14 protein-coding genes and 1 tRNA gene are annotated in these 17348 nt (G+C 65.1%); 12 read left to right on the plus strand and 3 right to left on the minus strand.

Annotation, left to right across the window (positions count from 1 at the left end; genetic code table 11):
• Positions 1-6: 6 nt before the first annotated feature.
• A complete protein-coding gene (locus ABIC51_RS17105) occupies positions 7-882 on the plus strand; it encodes a dienelactone hydrolase family protein (RefSeq protein ID WP_021160848.1) in 876 nt (291 codons plus the stop codon).
• 43 nt (positions 883-925) lie between these two features.
• Here the strand turns inward: ABIC51_RS17105 and ABIC51_RS17110 are convergent, their stop codons facing one another.
• Both ABIC51_RS17110 and ABIC51_RS17115 read right to left on the minus strand, forming a co-directional pair.
• Positions 926-1795: a sulfurtransferase gene (locus ABIC51_RS17110; protein WP_059693931.1), complete on the minus strand. Its 870-nt coding sequence runs from the start codon at positions 1793-1795 to the stop codon at positions 926-928.
• A 117-nt stretch (positions 1796-1912) separates the two neighbouring features.
• The gene (locus ABIC51_RS17115; protein ID WP_027791078.1) at positions 1913-3019 is read right to left on the minus strand and encodes an aromatic ring-hydroxylating oxygenase subunit alpha; all 1107 of its coding nucleotides are present in this window, start codon (positions 3017-3019) and stop codon (positions 1913-1915) included.
• A gap of 271 nt (positions 3020-3290) precedes the next feature.
• Here ABIC51_RS17115 and ABIC51_RS17120 point away from each other — a divergent pair, with 271 nt between their 5' ends.
• The 4 genes from ABIC51_RS17120 to folE2 all read left to right on the plus strand — a co-directional run bounded on the left by ABIC51_RS17120 (position 3291) and on the right by folE2 (position 7415).
• A complete protein-coding gene (locus ABIC51_RS17120) occupies positions 3291-3584 on the plus strand; it encodes an exodeoxyribonuclease VII small subunit (RefSeq protein ID WP_027791079.1) in 294 nt (97 codons plus the stop codon).
• Positions 3581-4465: a polyprenyl synthetase family protein gene (locus ABIC51_RS17125; RefSeq protein ID WP_175898090.1), complete on the plus strand. Its 885-nt coding sequence runs from the start codon at positions 3581-3583 to the stop codon at positions 4463-4465. Before ABIC51_RS17120 ends, ABIC51_RS17125 begins: the two co-directional genes overlap by 4 nt.
• Before the next feature lie 81 nt (positions 4466-4546).
• Positions 4547-6451 (plus strand): 1-deoxy-D-xylulose-5-phosphate synthase, encoded by a 1905-nt coding sequence (dxs, locus tag ABIC51_RS17130; RefSeq protein ID WP_021160852.1) that lies wholly within the window; start codon positions 4547-4549, stop codon positions 6449-6451.
• A 154-nt stretch (positions 6452-6605) separates the two neighbouring features.
• Complete coding sequence (gene folE2, locus ABIC51_RS17135; protein ID WP_021160853.1) at positions 6606-7415, plus strand: GTP cyclohydrolase FolE2; 810 nt, start codon at positions 6606-6608, stop codon at positions 7413-7415.
• 91 nt (positions 7416-7506) lie between these two features.
• Here the strand turns inward: folE2 and tsaD are convergent, their stop codons facing one another.
• Positions 7507-8547 (minus strand): tRNA (adenosine(37)-N6)-threonylcarbamoyltransferase complex transferase subunit TsaD, encoded by a 1041-nt coding sequence (tsaD, locus tag ABIC51_RS17140; RefSeq protein ID WP_027791081.1) that lies wholly within the window; start codon positions 8545-8547, stop codon positions 7507-7509.
• Positions 8548-8670: 123 nt separating this feature from the next.
• Here tsaD and ABIC51_RS17145 point away from each other — a divergent pair, with 123 nt between their 5' ends.
• From ABIC51_RS17145 to ABIC51_RS17175, 7 genes are all read left to right on the plus strand, one after another.
• A complete protein-coding gene (locus ABIC51_RS17145; protein WP_226153235.1) occupies positions 8671-9900 on the plus strand; it encodes a BaiN/RdsA family NAD(P)/FAD-dependent oxidoreductase in 1230 nt (409 codons plus the stop codon).
• 106 nt (positions 9901-10006) lie between these two features.
• On the plus strand, positions 10007-10219 hold the full coding sequence (gene rpsU / locus ABIC51_RS17150; protein ID WP_006479415.1) for a 30S ribosomal protein S21: 213 nt from the start codon (positions 10007-10009) through the stop codon (positions 10217-10219).
• A 210-nt stretch (positions 10220-10429) separates the two neighbouring features.
• Positions 10430-10876: a GatB/YqeY domain-containing protein gene (locus ABIC51_RS17155; protein ID WP_021160855.1), complete on the plus strand. Its 447-nt coding sequence runs from the start codon at positions 10430-10432 to the stop codon at positions 10874-10876.
• Between the two features lie 70 nt (positions 10877-10946).
• The gene (gene dnaG / locus ABIC51_RS17160; RefSeq protein ID WP_134255781.1) at positions 10947-12818 is read left to right on the plus strand and encodes a DNA primase; all 1872 of its coding nucleotides are present in this window, start codon (positions 10947-10949) and stop codon (positions 12816-12818) included.
• A gap of 88 nt (positions 12819-12906) precedes the next feature.
• Positions 12907-15330 (plus strand): RNA polymerase sigma factor RpoD, encoded by a 2424-nt coding sequence (gene rpoD, locus ABIC51_RS17165; protein WP_081064669.1) that lies wholly within the window; start codon positions 12907-12909, stop codon positions 15328-15330.
• A gap of 129 nt (positions 15331-15459) precedes the next feature.
• Positions 15460-15535 (plus strand) — tRNA-Ile (locus ABIC51_RS17170).
• Positions 15536-15788: 253 nt separating this feature from the next.
• The gene (locus tag ABIC51_RS17175) at positions 15789-17339 is read left to right on the plus strand and encodes a phospholipase D family protein (protein WP_059693970.1); all 1551 of its coding nucleotides are present in this window, start codon (positions 15789-15791) and stop codon (positions 17337-17339) included.
• The last annotated feature ends 9 nt before the right edge of the window (positions 17340-17348 follow it).

Consider the following 17348-nt stretch of genomic DNA (forward strand, 5'->3'; position numbering starts at 1 on the left):
GCATTCATGTTGAAACCCGAAGTCGACAGCCTGGTTCCCCACGTTCCGTTCTCGCGCCGCAAGTTCATGCAGGCCGCGCTGGGCGGTGCCTTCGCAGCGGCGGTGCTGCCCGTGTCGGCGCAGACGGTCACGACCGACAGCGAAGGGCTGGACGTCGACACCGTCGAGATCCGTTCGGGAGACGCGAGCGTGCCCGCGTATCGCGCGCAGCCGAAGGACAAGACGAACCTGCCGGTCGTCATCGTGATTCACGAGATCTTCGGCGTGCACGCGCACATCGCCGACGTCTGCCGTCGCTTCGCGAAGCTCGGTTATCTCGCCATCGCGCCCGACCTGTTCGTACGGCAGGGCAATGCGGCGAAGTATCCGACGATCAAGGATCTGTCCGAGCACATCATCAGCAAGGTGCCTGACCGGCAGGTGACCGAGGATCTCGATGCGACCGTCGCGTGGGCCGGCAAGAACGGCGGCGACCTGTCGCGTCTCGGCGTGGTCGGGTTCTGCTGGGGCGGCCGTCAGAGCTGGCTGTATGCCGAGCACAACCCGCACGTGCGTGCGGCCGTTGCATGGTACGGGTTCGTCGAAGGCAAGACCGACGAGATGACGCCGTTCAACCCGGTCGATCATGCATCGTTGCTGAAGGTGCCCGTGCTCGGGCTCTACGGCGAGAAGGACGCGAACATCACGCAGGCATCGCTCGCCGACATGCGCAAGGCGATCCAGGCGAGCGATTCGAAGCTCGCGCGCGAATCGGAGATCGTCGTGTATCCGGATGCCGGCCACGCGTTCTTTGCCGATTACCGGCCGAGCTATGTGAAGGCCGATGCGGAGGAGAGCTGGAAGCGCGCGATCGCGTGGTTCCACAAGTACGGCGTGATGTAACCGGCAAGCGGCGGCACATGCCGCCGCTGCGTTGCGACCGCGCTTACGGTGTCGGGCCGGTTGCGATCGGTCGCGACGGATCGGCGCTCCATTCGCTCCACGAGCCTGGATACAGCGACGCGCCGTGCAGGCCCGCCACCTCCAGTGCAAGCGCATTGTGGCAGGCGGTGACGCCGGAGCCGCATTGCAGGATCACGCGGTTCGGCTCGGTGCCCGCCAGCACCGCGGAAAACGCTTCGCGCAGTTCATGGCCGGTCTTGAAGCGGCCGTCCGCGGCGAGGTTGTCCTTGAAGAAGCGGTTGCGTGCACCGGGGATGTGGCCGCCCACACGATCGATCGTTTCGTTTTCGCCGCGGTAGCGGTCGGGTGCGCGTGCATCGATCACGACGCGCGTGGGTGTGCTCACGTTGGCGAGCACGGCTGCCGCGTCGACCGTCGATTCGAGCGGCGCAGCCGCGCGGAAATCGCCGGCGGCCGGGTGCGGCACGTCGGTCGCCAGAGGCTGGCCGGCTGCTTCCCAGGCCTGCAGGCCGCCGTCGAGCACGGCGACCGAATCGTGGCCGAGCCAGCGCAGCAGCCACCACAGGCGCGCCGCATAGGCGCCGCCCTGTGCGTCGTACGCGACGACTTGCTGGCCCTGCTTGAGGCCTCGGCTCGCGAGCAGCGTGGCGAGTGCGTCGCGGGTCGGCAGCGGATGGCGGCCGTTGGTGCCCGTCTTGCGGCCGGACAGGTCGCGGTCGAGATGAAGATACTGTGCGCCGGGGATATGACCGGCCGCATACGCGGCTTCGCCGGCGGCGGGATCGACGAGATCGAAGCGACAATCGAACAGTGCGACGCTGCCGGGCGCCGCCGCCAGGCGCTCGGCGAGATTGGCGGCGGAAATGAGTGTGGTGTAGTGGGTGTGTGGCATGACGGCTCCCTGGAGTGCGAATGGCCTGACATTCCAAGTCTAAACAAAAAAAGACGGGCCGAAGCCCGTCTTTTCGTCTGCCGGATGCCGTGCGGCGTCAAAGCGCCGCACCGGCTTTCAGATGTCGCCGAGGTGGCGGCGCAGGAACTCGTGGAAGTGCTGCATGCCGTCTTCCATCGGGCTCTGGTACGGGCCGACCTGCGACTCGCCGCGTGCCATCAGCGCACGGCGACCTGCGTCCATCCGCATCGCGATTTCGTCGTCCTCGACGGCCGTTTCCATATAGGCGGCGCGTTCCGCCTCGACGAATTCGCGTTCGAACAGCGCGATTTCCTCGGGGTAATAGAACTCGACGATGTTGGTCGTCTTTTGCGGGCCGCGCGGGATCAGCCACGACACGACGAGCACGTGCGGATACCACTCGATCATCAGGCCCGGGTAGTAGACCATCCAGATCGCGCCGAACTCCGGCGGCACGCCGTTGCGGAACTTGAGCACCTGCTCGTGCCATTTCTGGTAAGTCGCGCTGCCCGGTTTCGCGAGGGCGTTGTGCACGCCGACCGTCTGCACGCTGTACCAGTCGCCGAACTCCCACTTGAGGTCGTCGCACGACACGAAGCTGCCGAGGCCCGGATGGAACGGGACGACATGGTAATCCTCGAGGTAGACCTCGATGAACGTCTTCCAGTTGTAATCGCACTCGTGCACTTCGACGTGATCGAAGTGGTACTCGGAGAAGTCGAAGTGATGCTTTGTGCCGAGATGGGCGAGATCGCGCGCGACGTTCCGGCCTTCGGCTTCGAACAGCAGCCCCTGCCAGTTCTGCAGCGGGCTCTTGCCGAGGTTCAGGCACGGCTTGTCGGGGAAGTGCGGCGCGCCGAGCAACTGGCCGTCCAGGTCGTACGTCCAGCGGTGCAGCGGGCACACGATGTTCTGCGTGTGGCCGCGCCCGTTGAGCATGATCGCCTGCCGGTGACGGCAGACGTTCGACAGCAGTTCGATCTGGTTCGCGGGGTTGCGGACCAGCACGCGACCTTCCTTCTCGGACGGCAGCGCAAAATAATCCCCCGCCTCGGGCACCATCAACTCGTGCCCGACGTAACGAGGTCCTTTCTTGAAGAGGGTTTCGATCTCGCGCTCGAGTAGCGCCTCATCGAAGTATGCAGTGACTGGAAGCTGGCTGTGGGCCGACTTCAACTGAAGCGCATCGCTCAGATTGGACATTCCCACTCCCGGTGTTAGCGTGAAAGCAGTGAACAACCCAACCATCGAAAAATCGATTTAGGGAAACGCGGAATTATACCCGGTTCGCCTCGCAAGGCCAGGATTAAGTGCCTGATTTGTGTCAATTTTTTGTCGGGCGGGAATCGGAAGGCGCACAATGTGCGTCGAAGGTGGGGCCGGAATATGTAGCCGGGTGCCCAAGACGGCAGGTCGGAAAATTCTCTTTTGCCGTAGAATGTCCGACTTGTTTTGAAATTTGACACCCTCGTCCATGGCGAAAACCGCATCCCCAGGCGCCACGCCGCCCGGCAATGGCACCGAACCGTTGCCGGACAATTACGAGACGGCGCTCGCGGAGCTCGAGACGCTGGTTGCCCGGATGGAAGGCGGCGCGTTGAGCCTCGAGGATTCGCTGACGGCGTATCGCCGCGGTGCGACCCTCGTTGCGTTTTGCCAACAGCAGCTTGAGAAAGTGGAACAGCAGGTTCGCGTGCTCGACGGCGCGACGCTGAAGCCGCTTTCGTCCGGAACGGCCGCCACGGACGGCGAAGACGACGATCTATGACATTCGAACAATGGATGCGGTCCGTGCTTGACCGTGTCGAGGACGCACTCGGCCACTATTTGCCCGCTGAAACCGCGGTGCCGGCGAAACTCCACGAGGCGATGCGCTACTCGGTCCTCGGCGGCGGCAAACGCGTTCGCCCGCTGCTGTGCCATGCAGCAGGCGAACTGACCGGCGCGACGGAAGCGGCGCGCAATGCGGCGGCGGCGGCACTGGAGATGATCCATGTCTACTCGCTCGTGCACGACGACATGCCGTGCATGGACGACGACGCACTGCGTCGCGGCAAGCCGACCGTGCACGTGCAGTACGACGAGCCGACGGCACTGCTGGTCGGCGACGCGCTGCAGTCGCAGGCGTTCGTTGCGCTGACCGACGCCGCTGCGCTGTCGCCGGTGCAGCAGGCCGCGCTCGTGCGCGAGCTGGCGCTGGCGAGCGGCTCGATCGGCATGGCCGGCGGGCAGGCGATCGACCTGGCGAGCGTCGGCCTCAAGCTGACGCGCGAGCAGCTCGAGACGATGCACCGGATGAAGACGGGCGCACTGTTGCGCGCGGCCGTGCGGATGGGCGCGCTGGCCGGCGAGACGCCGTCGGCGGAAACGATGGCGGCGCTCGATGTGTACGCAGGGGCCGTGGGTCTGGCCTTCCAGGTCGTCGACGACATTCTCGACGTCACGACCGATTCGGCGACGCTCGGCAAGACGGCCGGCAAGGATGCGGCGAACGACAAGCCGACCTATGTATCGATCCTCGGCCTCGAGGCGTCGCGCGAGCTCGCAGCACAACTGCGCGCCGAAGCGCACGACGCGCTGAAACCGTTCGGCGCACGCGCTCAGCGTCTCGCCGAACTTGCCGACCTGGTAGTGAACCGGGTCAGCTGACGCGAAAGCCCGCCGCCGCGCACATGCTACGGTGCGTGCAACAGAATGCGGGCGCGTTTGATTTCCTACAATGGAACGACGATGTACGACTTGCTGAAAACCATCGACGACCCGGCGGACTTGCGCCGCCTCGATCGTCGCCAACTTCAACCGCTCGCGGATGAACTGCGCGCGTTCGTGCTCGACAGTGTGTCGAAGACGGGCGGCCATTTGTCGTCCAATCTCGGGACGGTCGAGCTGACGATCGCGTTGCACTACGTGTTCAACACGCCGAACGATCGCATCGTCTGGGACGTGGGGCACCAGACCTACCCGCACAAGATCCTGACGGGGCGCCGCGACCAGATGCATTCGCTGCGTCAGCAGGACGGCATCTCGGGTTTCCCGCGCCGTTCGGAGTCGGAATACGACACGTTCGGCACCGCGCACTCGAGCACGTCGATCTCGGCCGCGCTCGGCATGGCGATCGGCAGCCAGCTGAACGGCGACGACCGCTTCTCGATCGCCGTGATCGGCGACGGCGCGATGACGGCCGGCATGGCGTTCGAGGCGATGAACAACGCGGGCGTGTCGGAAGACGCGAAAGTGCTCGTGATCCTCAACGACAACGACATGTCGATCTCGCCGCCGGTCGGTGCGCTGAATCGCCATCTCGCACGCCTGATGTCGGGCCGCTTCTATGCGGCTGCGCGCGCGGGCGTCGAGCGCGTGCTGAGCGTTGCACCGCCGGTGCTCGAACTCGCACGCAAGCTCGAGGAGCACGCGAAGGGCATGGTCGTGCCGGCCACGCTGTTCGAAGAGTTCGGCTTCAACTACATCGGCCCGATCGACGGTCACGATCTCGATTCGCTGATCCCGACGCTGCAGAACATCCGCGAACTGCGCGGCCCGCAGTTCCTGCACGTGGTGACGAAGAAAGGCCAGGGCTACAAGCTCGCCGAAGCAGATCCCGTGCTCTACCACGGCCCGGGCAAGTTCAATCCGGCCGAAGGCATCAAGCCGTCCGCCACGCCCGCGAAGAAGACGTACACGCAAGTGTTCGGCGAGTGGCTGTGCGATGAAGCCGAGCGCGACACGCGCGTGGTCGGCATCACGCCGGCGATGCGCGAAGGCTCGGGCATGGTCGAGTTCGAGAAGCGCTTCAAGGATCGCTACTACGACGTCGGCATCGCCGAGCAGCACGCGGTGACGTTCGCCGGCGGCCTCGCGACCGAAGGGCTCAAGCCGGTCGTCGCGATCTACTCGACGTTCCTGCAACGTGCGTACGATCAGCTGATCCACGACGTCGCGCTGCAGAACCTGCCGGTCGTGTTCGCGATCGACCGCGCGGGCCTCGTCGGCGCGGACGGTGCGACGCATGCGGGCGCGTACGATCTCGCGTTCATGCGCTGCATTCCGAACATGACGATCATGGCCGCATCCGACGAGAACGAATGCCGCCAGATGCTGCACACGGCGCTGCAACAGCCGAACCCGACCGCGGTGCGTTATCCGCGCGGCGCGGGTACGGGCGTGGCGACGGTGAAGGAGTTCACCGAGATCCCGCTCGGCAAGGGTGAAGTGCGTCGCCACACGTCGCAGCCGGAAGGCAAGCGCGTCGCGATCCTCGCGTTCGGCACGATGGTCGCACCGTCGCTTGCCGCAGCCGAGGAACTCGATGCAACCGTCGCGAACATGCGTTTCGTGAAGCCGGTCGACGCTGCGCTCGTGCGTGAACTCGCCGAGACGCACGACTACCTCGTCACGGTCGAGGAAGGTTGCGTGATGGGCGGCGCGGGCTCGGCCTGCGTGGAAGCCCTGATGGAGAGTGGGGTTATCCGACCCGTACTACAATTGGGCCTCCCTGACCTGTTCATCGATCACGGCGACCCCGCGAAGCTGCTGTCGCAATGCGGCCTCGACGGCGCGGGTATCGCGAAATCGATTCGCGAACGCTTTCTGAATCCGGCGGCCGATGTCGCCGGTCAGGCGAAGCGCGTCGCATAAGCTGGCGCCGCCCGCGGGCGGTGCCGGTGCGACTGGCGCGACCGGTCTTCATTGATGCGGAAAACATGGGCCTGCGGGCCCATGTTGCTTTTCCGGCTGCCGCATGACGCGGCGTGCGCGTCATCGAACGCGCGGCTTACAAGGATTGAACAAGATGAACCAGATGAATCCCGCCTTCGTGATGCCCGACGTGCAGAGCACGGTGGATACCCGCCAGATTCCGATTCAGCGCGTGGGCGTGAAGGCGGTCCGGCATCCGTTGACGGTGTGTACCGAAGGCGGCGACGTGCAGCCGACCGTCGGCGTCTGGAATCTCGACGTCCGCCTGCCGGCCGACCAGAAGGGTACGCACATGTCGCGCTTCGTCGCGCTGCTCGAAGAGAACCGCGCGCCGCTGACGGTCGAGCGTTTTCGCGCGATGCTCGCGTCGATGCTCGAGAAGCTGGAAGCCGAGGCGGGCCGCATCGAGGTCACGTTCCCGTACTTCGTGAACAAGACGGCGCCGGTGTCGGGTGTGCAGAGCCTGCTCGACTATGAAGTGACGCTCGCGGGCGAAAGCCGCAACGGCGACACGCGCCTGTTCCTCAAGGTGCTCGTGCCGGTGACGAGCCTGTGCCCGTGCTCGAAGAAGATCTCGCAATACGGCGCGCACAACCAGCGCTCGCACGTGACGATCGACGCGGAGCTCGCGGCTGACCTGCCGGTCGAGGCGCTGATCCGCATCGCGGAGGAAGAGGCATCGTGCGAGCTGTGGGGCCTGTTGAAGCGTCCGGACGAGAAGTTCGTCACCGAGCGCGCATACGAGAACCCGAAGTTCGTCGAGGATCTCGTGCGCGACGTCGCGCAGCGTCTCGACGCGGACGAGCGCGTGGTCGCGTATGTGCTCGAAGCCGAGAACTTCGAGTCGATCCACAATCACAGCGCGTATGCATTGATCGAACGCGACAAGCGGCAGGCTGCATAACGCTGCGTCGTTTTGCCGCGCCGATGAAAAAGGCCGCTCGTATGAGCGGCCTTTTCGTTTGTCGGTGTGGCGTTGTGTCGCGGGGCGTCGCTCAGCGTGCGAGCGACGCGAGATCCCAGCGCGGCTTCACCGTGAAGGCGTAGTCGGCATTCGCCTGCTCGGGCCAGCGGCCGAGCCGCAAGGCGCCCGCGAGCGCGATCATTGCGCCGTTGTCGGTGCAGAGCGCGAGGTCGGGGTAGTGCACGTCGAAACCGCGCTTGGTCGCGGCGGCCGACAGCGCGGCGCGCAACTGGCGGTTCGCGCCGACGCCGCCCGCGACCACGAGGCGCTTGAGCTTCGTCTTCTTCAGCGCGGCGAGCGACTTCGCGACGAGCACGTCGACGGCCGCGTCGACGAAGCCGCGCGCGAGGTCGGCCTTCGCGCGTTCGAGCGCTTCGCCCTCCAGCTTCGCCGCTTCGAATTTCTTCATCTGTGTGAGCACGGCCGTCTTCAGGCCGCTGAAGCTGAAGTCGAGATCGCCCGAATGCAGCATCGGGCGCGGCAGCACGACCGCACCCGGCGTGCCGGTTTCGGCGAGCTTCGAGACTTCCGGGCCGCCCGGGTAGCCGAGGCCGATCAGCTTGGCTGTCTTGTCGAATGCTTCGCCGGCCGCGTCGTCGAGCGTTTCGCCGAGCGTCTCGTACACGCCGACGTCGGTCACGCGCATCAGTTGCGTGTGGCCGCCGGACACCAGCAGTGCGACGAACGGGAACGGCGGCGGCTCGTCGACGAGCAGCGGCGACAGCAGGTGGCCTTCGAGGTGATGGATGCCGACGGTCGGCTTGTTCCAGGCAAGCGCGAGCGCATTCGCGATGCTCGCACCGACCAGCAGCGCGCCGGCGAGGCCGGGGCCCTGGGTGAACGCGATCGCGTCGATGTCGTCGCGGCGCGTGCCGCTTTGCGCCATCACTTCCTCGAGTAGCGGCAGCGCACGGCGGATGTGGTCGCGTGATGCGAGCTCGGGCACGACGCCGCCGTACTCGCGGTGCATCGCGATCTGCGAATGGAGCGCGTGCGCGAGCAGGCCGCGCTGCGTGTCGTAGAGCGCGAGGCCGGTTTCGTCACAGGAGCTTTCGATGCCGAGAACGAGCATGGGTGCGGGCAGGGCGCGCCGTATCGAGCGCGCCGCGGGAAGGTCAACGTAACCGGAAATTATAGCAGGCGGGGGGGCAGGTCGCCGCCGCAGGCAGCCCGGGCCGGAGGCCGGGCGGGTACAATCCGCGCCATGGAAACTTATGACATCGCCGTGATCGGCGCGGGCGCCGCCGGGATGATGAGCGCCGCGGTTGCCGGGCAGCTCGGCCGCCGCGTCGTGCTGATCGACCACGCGCCGCGGCTCGCCGAGAAGATCCGCATCTCGGGCGGCGGCCGCTGCAACTTCACGAATCTTTACGCAGGCCCCGACAACTATCTGTCGGCGAATCCTCATTTCGCGCGCTCGGCGCTGGCGCGCTATACGCCGCGCGACTTCCTCGGGCTGCTCAAGCGCCATCATGTGACCTGGCACGAAAAGCACAAGGGCCAGCTCTTTTGCGACCACGGCAGCGACGCGATCATCGACGTGCTGAAGCACGAGTGCGACGCGGGCGGCATCGCATGGCGCAGGCCCGTCGTCGTCGACGCGGTGCGCCACGCGCCGGCCGACGGCTTCGCGCTCGACACGCAGCAGGCGGGGACGATCGGCGCGCGTGCACTGATCATCGCGACCGGCGGCCTGTCGATTCCGAAAATCGGCGCGACCGACTTCGGTTACCGGCTCGCCAAGCAGTTCGGCCACAAGCTGATCGACACGCGGCCCGCGCTCGTGCCGCTGACGTTCGCGCAGCAGGACTGGGAGCCGTTCGCGGCGTTGTCCGGTGTATCGCTCGAAGTGCGCGTATCGACCGGCGACAAGAAGCGCGGCGGAGAATTCGTCGAGGACCTGTTGCTGACCCATCGTGGCCTGTCCGGGCCAGGGATCCTGCAGATTTCGAGTTACTGGCAGCCGGGCGACCCGATCCGCGTCGACCTGTTGCCGCAACGCGATACGGTGGCCGACCTGCTCGACGCGAAGCGCACGTCGAAGCGCCAGATCGGTTCGCTGCTCGCGGACTGGGTGCCGTCGCGCCTCGCGCATGCGTGGCTCGACACGCATCGCGTCGCGGCCGACGCGCGGCTCGCGGACCTGCCCGACAAGACACTGCGCCAGATCGGCGACGCGCTGTCCGGCTGGACGCTGACGCCGAATGGCACCGAGGGCTACAAGAAAGCCGAAGTGACGAAGGGCGGGGTCGATACGCGCGACCTGTCGTCGGCGACGATGATGAGCACGCGTGTGCCGGGGCTGTTCTTCGTCGGCGAGGCGGTGGACGTGACGGGCTGGCTCGGCGGCTACAACTTCCAGTGGGCGTGGGCGTCCGGCACGGCGGCCGGGCAGGCTGCCGCGGAGTATTCGCGTGGCGCCTGACATGCCGGGCCGACGCCGTTTTGGCGGGACCAGGCCCCGTGCCTTTGGGCAATCGCTCTGCTATACTCGGTAGTCTTTCCCTGCAAACCTTTATTCGTGTCGGATCATGACGATCATTCGCGTTAAAGAGAACGAGCCGTTCGAAGTTGCAATGCGTCGCTTCAAGCGCACGATCGAGAAGAACGGGCTGTTGACCGAACTTCGCGCGCGCGAGTTTTACGAGAAGCCGACCGCGGAGCGCAAGCGCAAGAAGGCGGCAGCGGTGAAGCGTCATTACAAGCGTATCCGCAGCCAGACGCTGCCGAAGAAGCTGTACTGAACGATTGGGCGCCGCGCGGTTCGCTGAGCGGCGCACCGGCGACTCCGTGCGATCGGGCGATCGCGGAAGATCGAGCATGATCGTGCGACCGATCAGGCGAGCCGCCGATGCCGGATTCGAGCAACCCGCTTGAGACACAGTCCCAAGCGGGTTTTTGTGTTGACGCCCGTATGGCGGGCGTCGGATTCACGTTTCCTTCCCGGGTGAAAGATGAGTTTGAAAGAGCAGATCAGCGAAGACATGAAGGCCGCGATGCGCGCGAAGGAAAGCGAGCGCCTGGCAACGATTCGCTTGCTGATGGCCGCGATCAAGCAGCGCGAAGTCGACGATCAGATCACCCTCGACGACGCGGGCATCACGGCCGTGATCGACAAGATGATCAAGCAGCGCAAGGATTCGATCAGCCAGTTCCAGGCCGCCGGCCGTGACGACCTCGTCGCGAAGGAGCAGGCGGAGCTGGTCGTGCTGAGCGGCTACATGCCCGAGCAGCTGTCGGAGGCCGAGGTGGCCGCCGAAGTCCAGGCCGCGGTCGCGCAGACGGGCGCCGCGGGCCCGCAGGACATGGGCAAGGTGATGGGCGTCCTGAAGGGCAAGCTCGCCGGCCGTGCCGACATGACGGCCATTTCCGCACTGGTCAAGGCCGCGCTCTCGAAGTAACACCCGTTTCCCCGGCGCGCGCGGTGCGTGCGCCGGGGTGTCGTATTGTCTTTTTTCGCTCGATCCCACGGTGATTCCGCATTCGTTCCTGCAGGATTTGCTGAACCGCGTCGATATCGTCGACGTGGTGGGCCGGTACGTGCAGCTCAAGAAGGGCGGCGCCAACTTCATGGGGCTGTGCCCGTTCCATAACGAGAAAAGCCCGTCGTTTACGGTCAGCCCGACCAAGCAGTTCTATCACTGCTTCGGCTGCGGCGCGCACGGCACGGCGATCGGCTTCCTGATGGAACACGCGGGTCTCACGTTCCCGGAAGCTGTGCAGGAGCTCGCGCAGTCGGTCGGCCTGACCGTGCCGCACGAGCCGTCGATGCGTGGCGGCGGCGGTGGGGGGGGCGGCGACTATCCGGCGCCGGTGTCGAAATCGGTTGCAACCGCGCTGTCCGATGCAATGACCGCCGCGTGCGACTACTACCGCAAGCAGTTGCGTGGCGCGACCGTCGCGATCCAGTACCTGAAAAACCGGGGCCTGACCGGCGAGATCGCCGCGCGCTTCGGGCTCGGCTATGCGCCGGACGGCTGGCAGAATCTCGAAGCTGCGTTCCCCGACTATCGCGACGAGTCGCTCGTCGAGTCGGGGCTCGTGATCGTCAGCGAGAAGACCGATGCGCAGGGCGTCGCGCGCCGCTACGACCGGTTCCGCGAGCGGATCATGTTCCCGATCCGCAATGTGAAGGGGCAGGTGATCGGCTTCGGCGGCCGCGTGCTCGGCAGCGGCGAGCCGAAGTACCTGAACTCGCCTGAAACCCCGTTGTTCAACAAAGGGAGCGAGTTGTACGGCCTGTTCGAGGCGCGGCTCGCGATTCGCGAGCGCAAGTACGTGCTGGTCGTCGAAGGCTACATGGACGTCGTCGCGCTCGCGCAGCTCGGGTTCCCGAACGCGGTCGCGACACTCGGCACAGCGTGTACGCCGATTCACGTGCAGAAGCTGCTGCGCCAGACCGATACGGTCATTTTCAGTTTCGACGGCGATTCGGCAGGACGGCGGGCGGCCCGGCGCGCGCTCGAGGCATGCCTGCCGCATGCCGGCGACAACCGTACGATCCGGTTCCTATTTTTGCCGGCCGAGCACGATCCGGACAGCTACGTGCGCGAATTCGGCGCGGAGGCGTTCTCCGAACAGGTTGAGCGCGCGATGCCGCTGTCGCAATTTCTGCTGAACGAAGCAATTGCCGGCAAGGCGCTCGATCAGCCGGAAGGCCGTGCGAAGGCGCTGTTCGATGCGAAGCCGATGTTGCAGGCGCTGCCCGCGAACGCGTTGCGCGCGCAGATCATGCACATGTTCGCCGACCGCCTCGATATCCCGTTCGAGGAGGTTGCGGGGCTGTCCGATGTCGATACGCGGATCGCGGCACCGCCGCGCCAGGCGCCTGCACGCAGCGAGCGGCGCCGCGTGACGGACAGCGAAAAGCGTGCGTTGCGCACGCTGGTGATGCATCCGCGCATCGCGTCGCAGCTCGACGATGAACAGCTTGCGACCCTGCGTGCGTTGCCGCGCATCGGCGAACTGTTCGCGGAGGTCGTCGATCATGCCCGCGCGCTGGGCGATGGCGCAGAATTCCGGCTGCTTTCCGATGTCCTGCGGACGTCCTCGAATGGAGCGACTTACGAGGAAATCTTCCGCGAAATTCTGGACTATGATGAAAACGTCCGCGATTTGCTGTTACAGAATCCGGAAGACGAGACGGTGCCCGAGCGGCAGCGTGAGCAGGAACGGATCGCGGGGGAGGAGTTGCAGGCCGCGGTGCTCAAGATGCGTTACGACGCTTGCTGCGACCGGCTTGACAGGCTGGCGCGGCAATCCACCTTCACACCCGAGGAATTGGCCGAATTGACGGAATTGAACCAGCAGCGAACCGACATGAAGCGTCGGCTCGGGCTGTAGGCGGCCGGGGAGCTTAGAGAGGGTTCCCCAGCGTGCTATAATATAAGGTTTCCAGCGGTTTGTTTTCTAAGCAGAGGCGAGAATCGCGATGGCAAAGACGACAGGCGGAAAGAAAGCAACAGGCAAGGGCTCGACGGAGCCGACCAAGAAGGTCACAGCGGCCAAGTCTGCTTCTTCCACCAGGACAACGTCTTCAGCCACGTCAGCCCCAGCAGGAAAAAAAACCGCGGCCGGCACTGCTCAGGCTGCGCCGGCGCCGGCAGCCAGAACACGGGCTGCCGCCAGACCCGACTCCGGGCCGGCCAAGCCGGCGGCGAAGCGGGCAAGTGCGAAAAGCGCAAGGGACACGACTGCCGCCGCGGACGAAACGGCAGTACGTACTACTCATGCACCCACGGTTCAACCGGCTGTCGTCCAGCAGCCGCGAGTCGATATAGCCGGTACGGCGAACTCCATGACCAAAAAGCTGAACGAAGTATCCGTCGAAGACGACGCAAATCAGAGCGACGAGCAGCCCGCAGCAGCAGCAGCGGCTGCACCGGGCAAATCCAAGGTGCGCGACCGTCGCGCCAAGGAAAAGGCGCTGCTGAAGGAAGCGTTCGCGACGAGCACGCCGGGTACGGCCGAGGAGCTCGAAGAGCGCCGCGTGAAGCTGCGCGCGCTGATCAAGCTCGGCAAGGAGCGCGGCTTCCTCACGTACGCCGAAATCAACGACCACCTGCCGGACAACTTCACCGAGACCGAAGCCCTCGAAGGCATCATCGGCACGTTCAACGACATGGGCGTGGCGGTCTACGAGCAGGCGCCGGACGCGGAAACGCTGCTCCTGAACGACAACGCGCCCGCCGCGTCGTCGGACGATGAAGTCGAAGAGGAAGCGGAAGTCGCGCTGTCCACCGTCGATTCGGAATTCGGCCGCACGACCGATCCGGTCCGGATGTACATGCGCGAAATGGGCACGGTCGAGCTGCTCACGCGTGAAGGCGAAATCGAGATCGCGAAGCGGATCGAGGACGGCCTGCGCCACATGGTGATGGCCATCTCCGCGTGCCCGACGACGATCGCCGACATCCTCGCGATGGCCGAACGCGTCGCGAACGAAGAGATTCGCGTCGACGAGCTCGTCGACGGCCTGCTCGATCCGAATGCTTCGGACTCCGCCGATACCGACGGCTTCTCCGCGAAGGAAGCGGAAGCCATCGAGAACGAGGACGAGGAAGCCGAAGAGGAAGAGGAAGAAGAGGAAGAGGAGGAAGATGACGGTGCCGCACAGGCATCGGCCAACGCCGCCCAGCTCGAAGCCCTCAAGCGTGCGTCGCTCGAGAAGTTCTCGCAGATCAGCGAGTGGTTCGACAAGATGCGCCGCGCGTTCGAAAAGGAAGGCTACAAGTCGAAGGCCTACCTGAAGGCGCAGGAAACGATCCAGACCGAACTGATGACGATCCGCTTCACCGCGCGTACCGTCGAACGCCTGTGCGACACGCTGCGTGCGCAGGTGGACGAAGTGCGCCAGGTCGAACGCCAGATCCTGCACATCGTCGTCGACAAGTGCGGCATGCCGCGTTCGGAATTCATCGCGCGCTTCCCGGGCAGCGAAACCGACCTCGACTGGGCCGAGAAGATCATGGCCGAAGGCCATTCGTACAGCGCGGTGCTGTCGCGTAACGTTCCGGCCATCCGCGAACAGCAGCAGCGCCTGCTCGACCTGCAGGCGCGTGTCGTGCTGCCGCTGAAGGACCTGAAGGAAACCAACCGCCAGATGGCGGCCGGCGAACTGAAGGCGCGCCAGGCGAAGCGTGAAATGACCGAGGCCAACCTGCGTCTCGTGATCTCGATCGCGAAGAAGTACACGAACCGCGGCCTGCAGTTCCTCGACCTGATCCAGGAAGGCAACATCGGCCTGATGAAGGCGGTGGACAAGTTCGAATACCGTCGCGGCTACAAGTTCTCGACCTATGCGACGTGGTGGATCCGCCAGGCCATCACGCGCTCGATCGCGGACCAGGCGCGCACGATCCGTATTCCGGTTCACATGATCGAGACGATCAACAAGATGAACCGCATCTCGCGGCAGATCCTGCAGGAAACCGGTCTCGAGCCGGATCCGGCAACGCTCGCCGAGAAGATGGAGATGCCGGAAGACAAGATCCGCAAGATCATGAAGATCGCGAAGGAGCCGATCTCGATGGAAACGCCGATCGGTGACGACGACGATTCCCATCTCGGCGACTTCATCGAGGACACCAACACGGTCGCGCCGGCGGATGCCGCGCTGCATGCGAGCATGCGCGACGTCGTGAAGGACGTGCTCGATTCGCTGACGCCGCGCGAGGCGAAGGTGCTGCGGATGCGCTTCGGTATCGAGATGAGCACCGATCACACGCTCGAGGAAGTCGGCAAGCAGTTCGACGTCACGCGTGAACGGATCCGTCAGATCGAGGCCAAGGCGCTGCGCAAGCTGCGTCACCCGAGCCGTTCCGACAAGCTGAAGTCGTTCCTCGAAGGGAACTGATTTCCAGCGTCTCTCCTGCGAACGCCGCCGGTATCCACGTGATGCCGGTGGCGTTTGTCTCCTTTGTTGTTACAATGCCGGCCCGGCTTCTTTGCCGGGGCAGCGTGTGACACGCTTCGATTCTTTTCAGGGCTTGTAGCTCAGCGGTTAGAGCAGTCGACTCATAATCGATTGGTCGCGGGTTCGAACCCCGCCGGGCCCACCAGATTTCATGCGCGCGCTCGCGCCGCATGCCGAAAACCCGCGATGGCTTCATGCATCGCGGGTTTTTCTTTGTATGGACGCGTGCCGCGATCAGGAAAGTACCGAGAGGGTGCCGCGCCGCTGTCAATCGAAGTATGCTGTAGCGCGGCCGTTCCACACGCGACACCAGGTACGGCCGAACGAAAACCAGGCAGCCCCGCGATCCATCCGGCGGCGAGAACAAACAGACTTCGGCCGGGAGCGGGACGGCAATCATGACCATGCTGCGTTCGTGGGGTGCGATTCTTTCGTTGCTGGCGCTCGTCGCATGCGCGAGCCTGCCGCCGCAGGCCGATCGCGCGCCGACGCACGCGTACACCGATACGGACAACACGCGGCTGGGCGTAGCGTTCCGGCAGCAAGCCAGCGCCCATCCCGGGCAGGACGCGTTTCACCTGCTGACCGATCCGGTCGACGCGCTGGATGCGCGTGTGTTGCTTGCCGATCGCGCGGATCGGTCGCTCGACCTTCAGTACTACATCTGGCACGACGACCTGACCGGGCACGAACTGGCCGATGCGATCATTCGCGCGGCGGATCGCGGCGTCCGCGTCCGTGCGCTGCTCGACGATCTCGGCACGAACGCGGACGATCGCAAGCTGCTCGAGATCAGTTCGCACCCGAACATCGAGATCCGGCTGTTCAATCCGGTCGCCACGCGGCGGTTCAAGAAGATCGGCACGGTGTTCGAGTTCGCGCGCGTCAACCGGCGCATGCACAACAAGGCGATGATCGCGGACAACCAGGCAGCGATCATCGGCGGCCGCAATATCGGCGACGAGTATTTCGGCGCATCGTCGATGCTGGAGTTCGGCGATCTCGATGTCGTCGTCCACGGCCCGGTGGTGAAGGACATCTCGACCGAATTCGACACGTTCTGGAATTCCCCGTACGCGTATCCGATCAGCGCGCTGGTCGGGCACGAGGCGGCACCGGGCGGGCTGGACCGCGAGCGCGAACGGTTGCGCGACTACCTGAGGGCCATGGAGGACAATCCGTACGTGCTCGAGGCCAGGCAGCGACTCGACCGGATCGTTCACGGGCAGGGCACGGAACTGTCGTGGGGCCGCGCAACGGTGCTGTACGACGATCCGTCGAAGATCGCGCACGCGCCGAAGGACAGCGACGGGCATTTGATGCCGCAATTGCGGGCGCTCGCGTTGCAGCCCGAACATGACCTGCTGATCGTGTCGCCGTATTTCGTGCCGGGCAAGGATGTCGTCGAGCGGCTGCGCGCGCTCACGGCGCGCGGCGTGCGCGTCACGGTGCTGACCAACTCGCTCGCGTCGACCGACGTGGCGGCCGTGCATGCGGGCTACCGGCATTACCGGAGCGATCTCGTGGCAGCCGGCGTGCGGCTTTACGAACGGCGGCCGTCGGGCGACAAGAGCATCTCGAAGCAGGTCATCATCGGATCGTCGCGTGCGTCGCTGCATGCGAAGACCTATGTGTTCGACCACAAGAGCATTTTCATCGGATCGATGAATCTCGATCCGCGTTCGCTGAACCTCAATACGGAGATCGGCGTTTACTGCGAGAGCCCGGCGATTGCGTCGCAGGTGGCGAACGATCTGGAAGCGCGGCTCGATCTAATCGCGTGGCGCGTCGAGCCGAGGACCGATGCGGCGGGCAAGGGGCAGCTCAAGTGGATTCAGACCGATTCGAACGGGAAGGTCACCGAGCTCGATCACGAACCGGAAGTGTCGGCCGGGCGGCGGATGGAAGTCTGGTTTCTCGGGCTGTTTCCGCTGGAGTCGCAACTGTAAGCGACGATG

The organism is Burkholderia sp. 572 (genome assembly GCF_040545135.1).
Classification (GTDB): Bacteria; Pseudomonadota; Gammaproteobacteria; order Burkholderiales; family Burkholderiaceae; genus Burkholderia; species Burkholderia cepacia.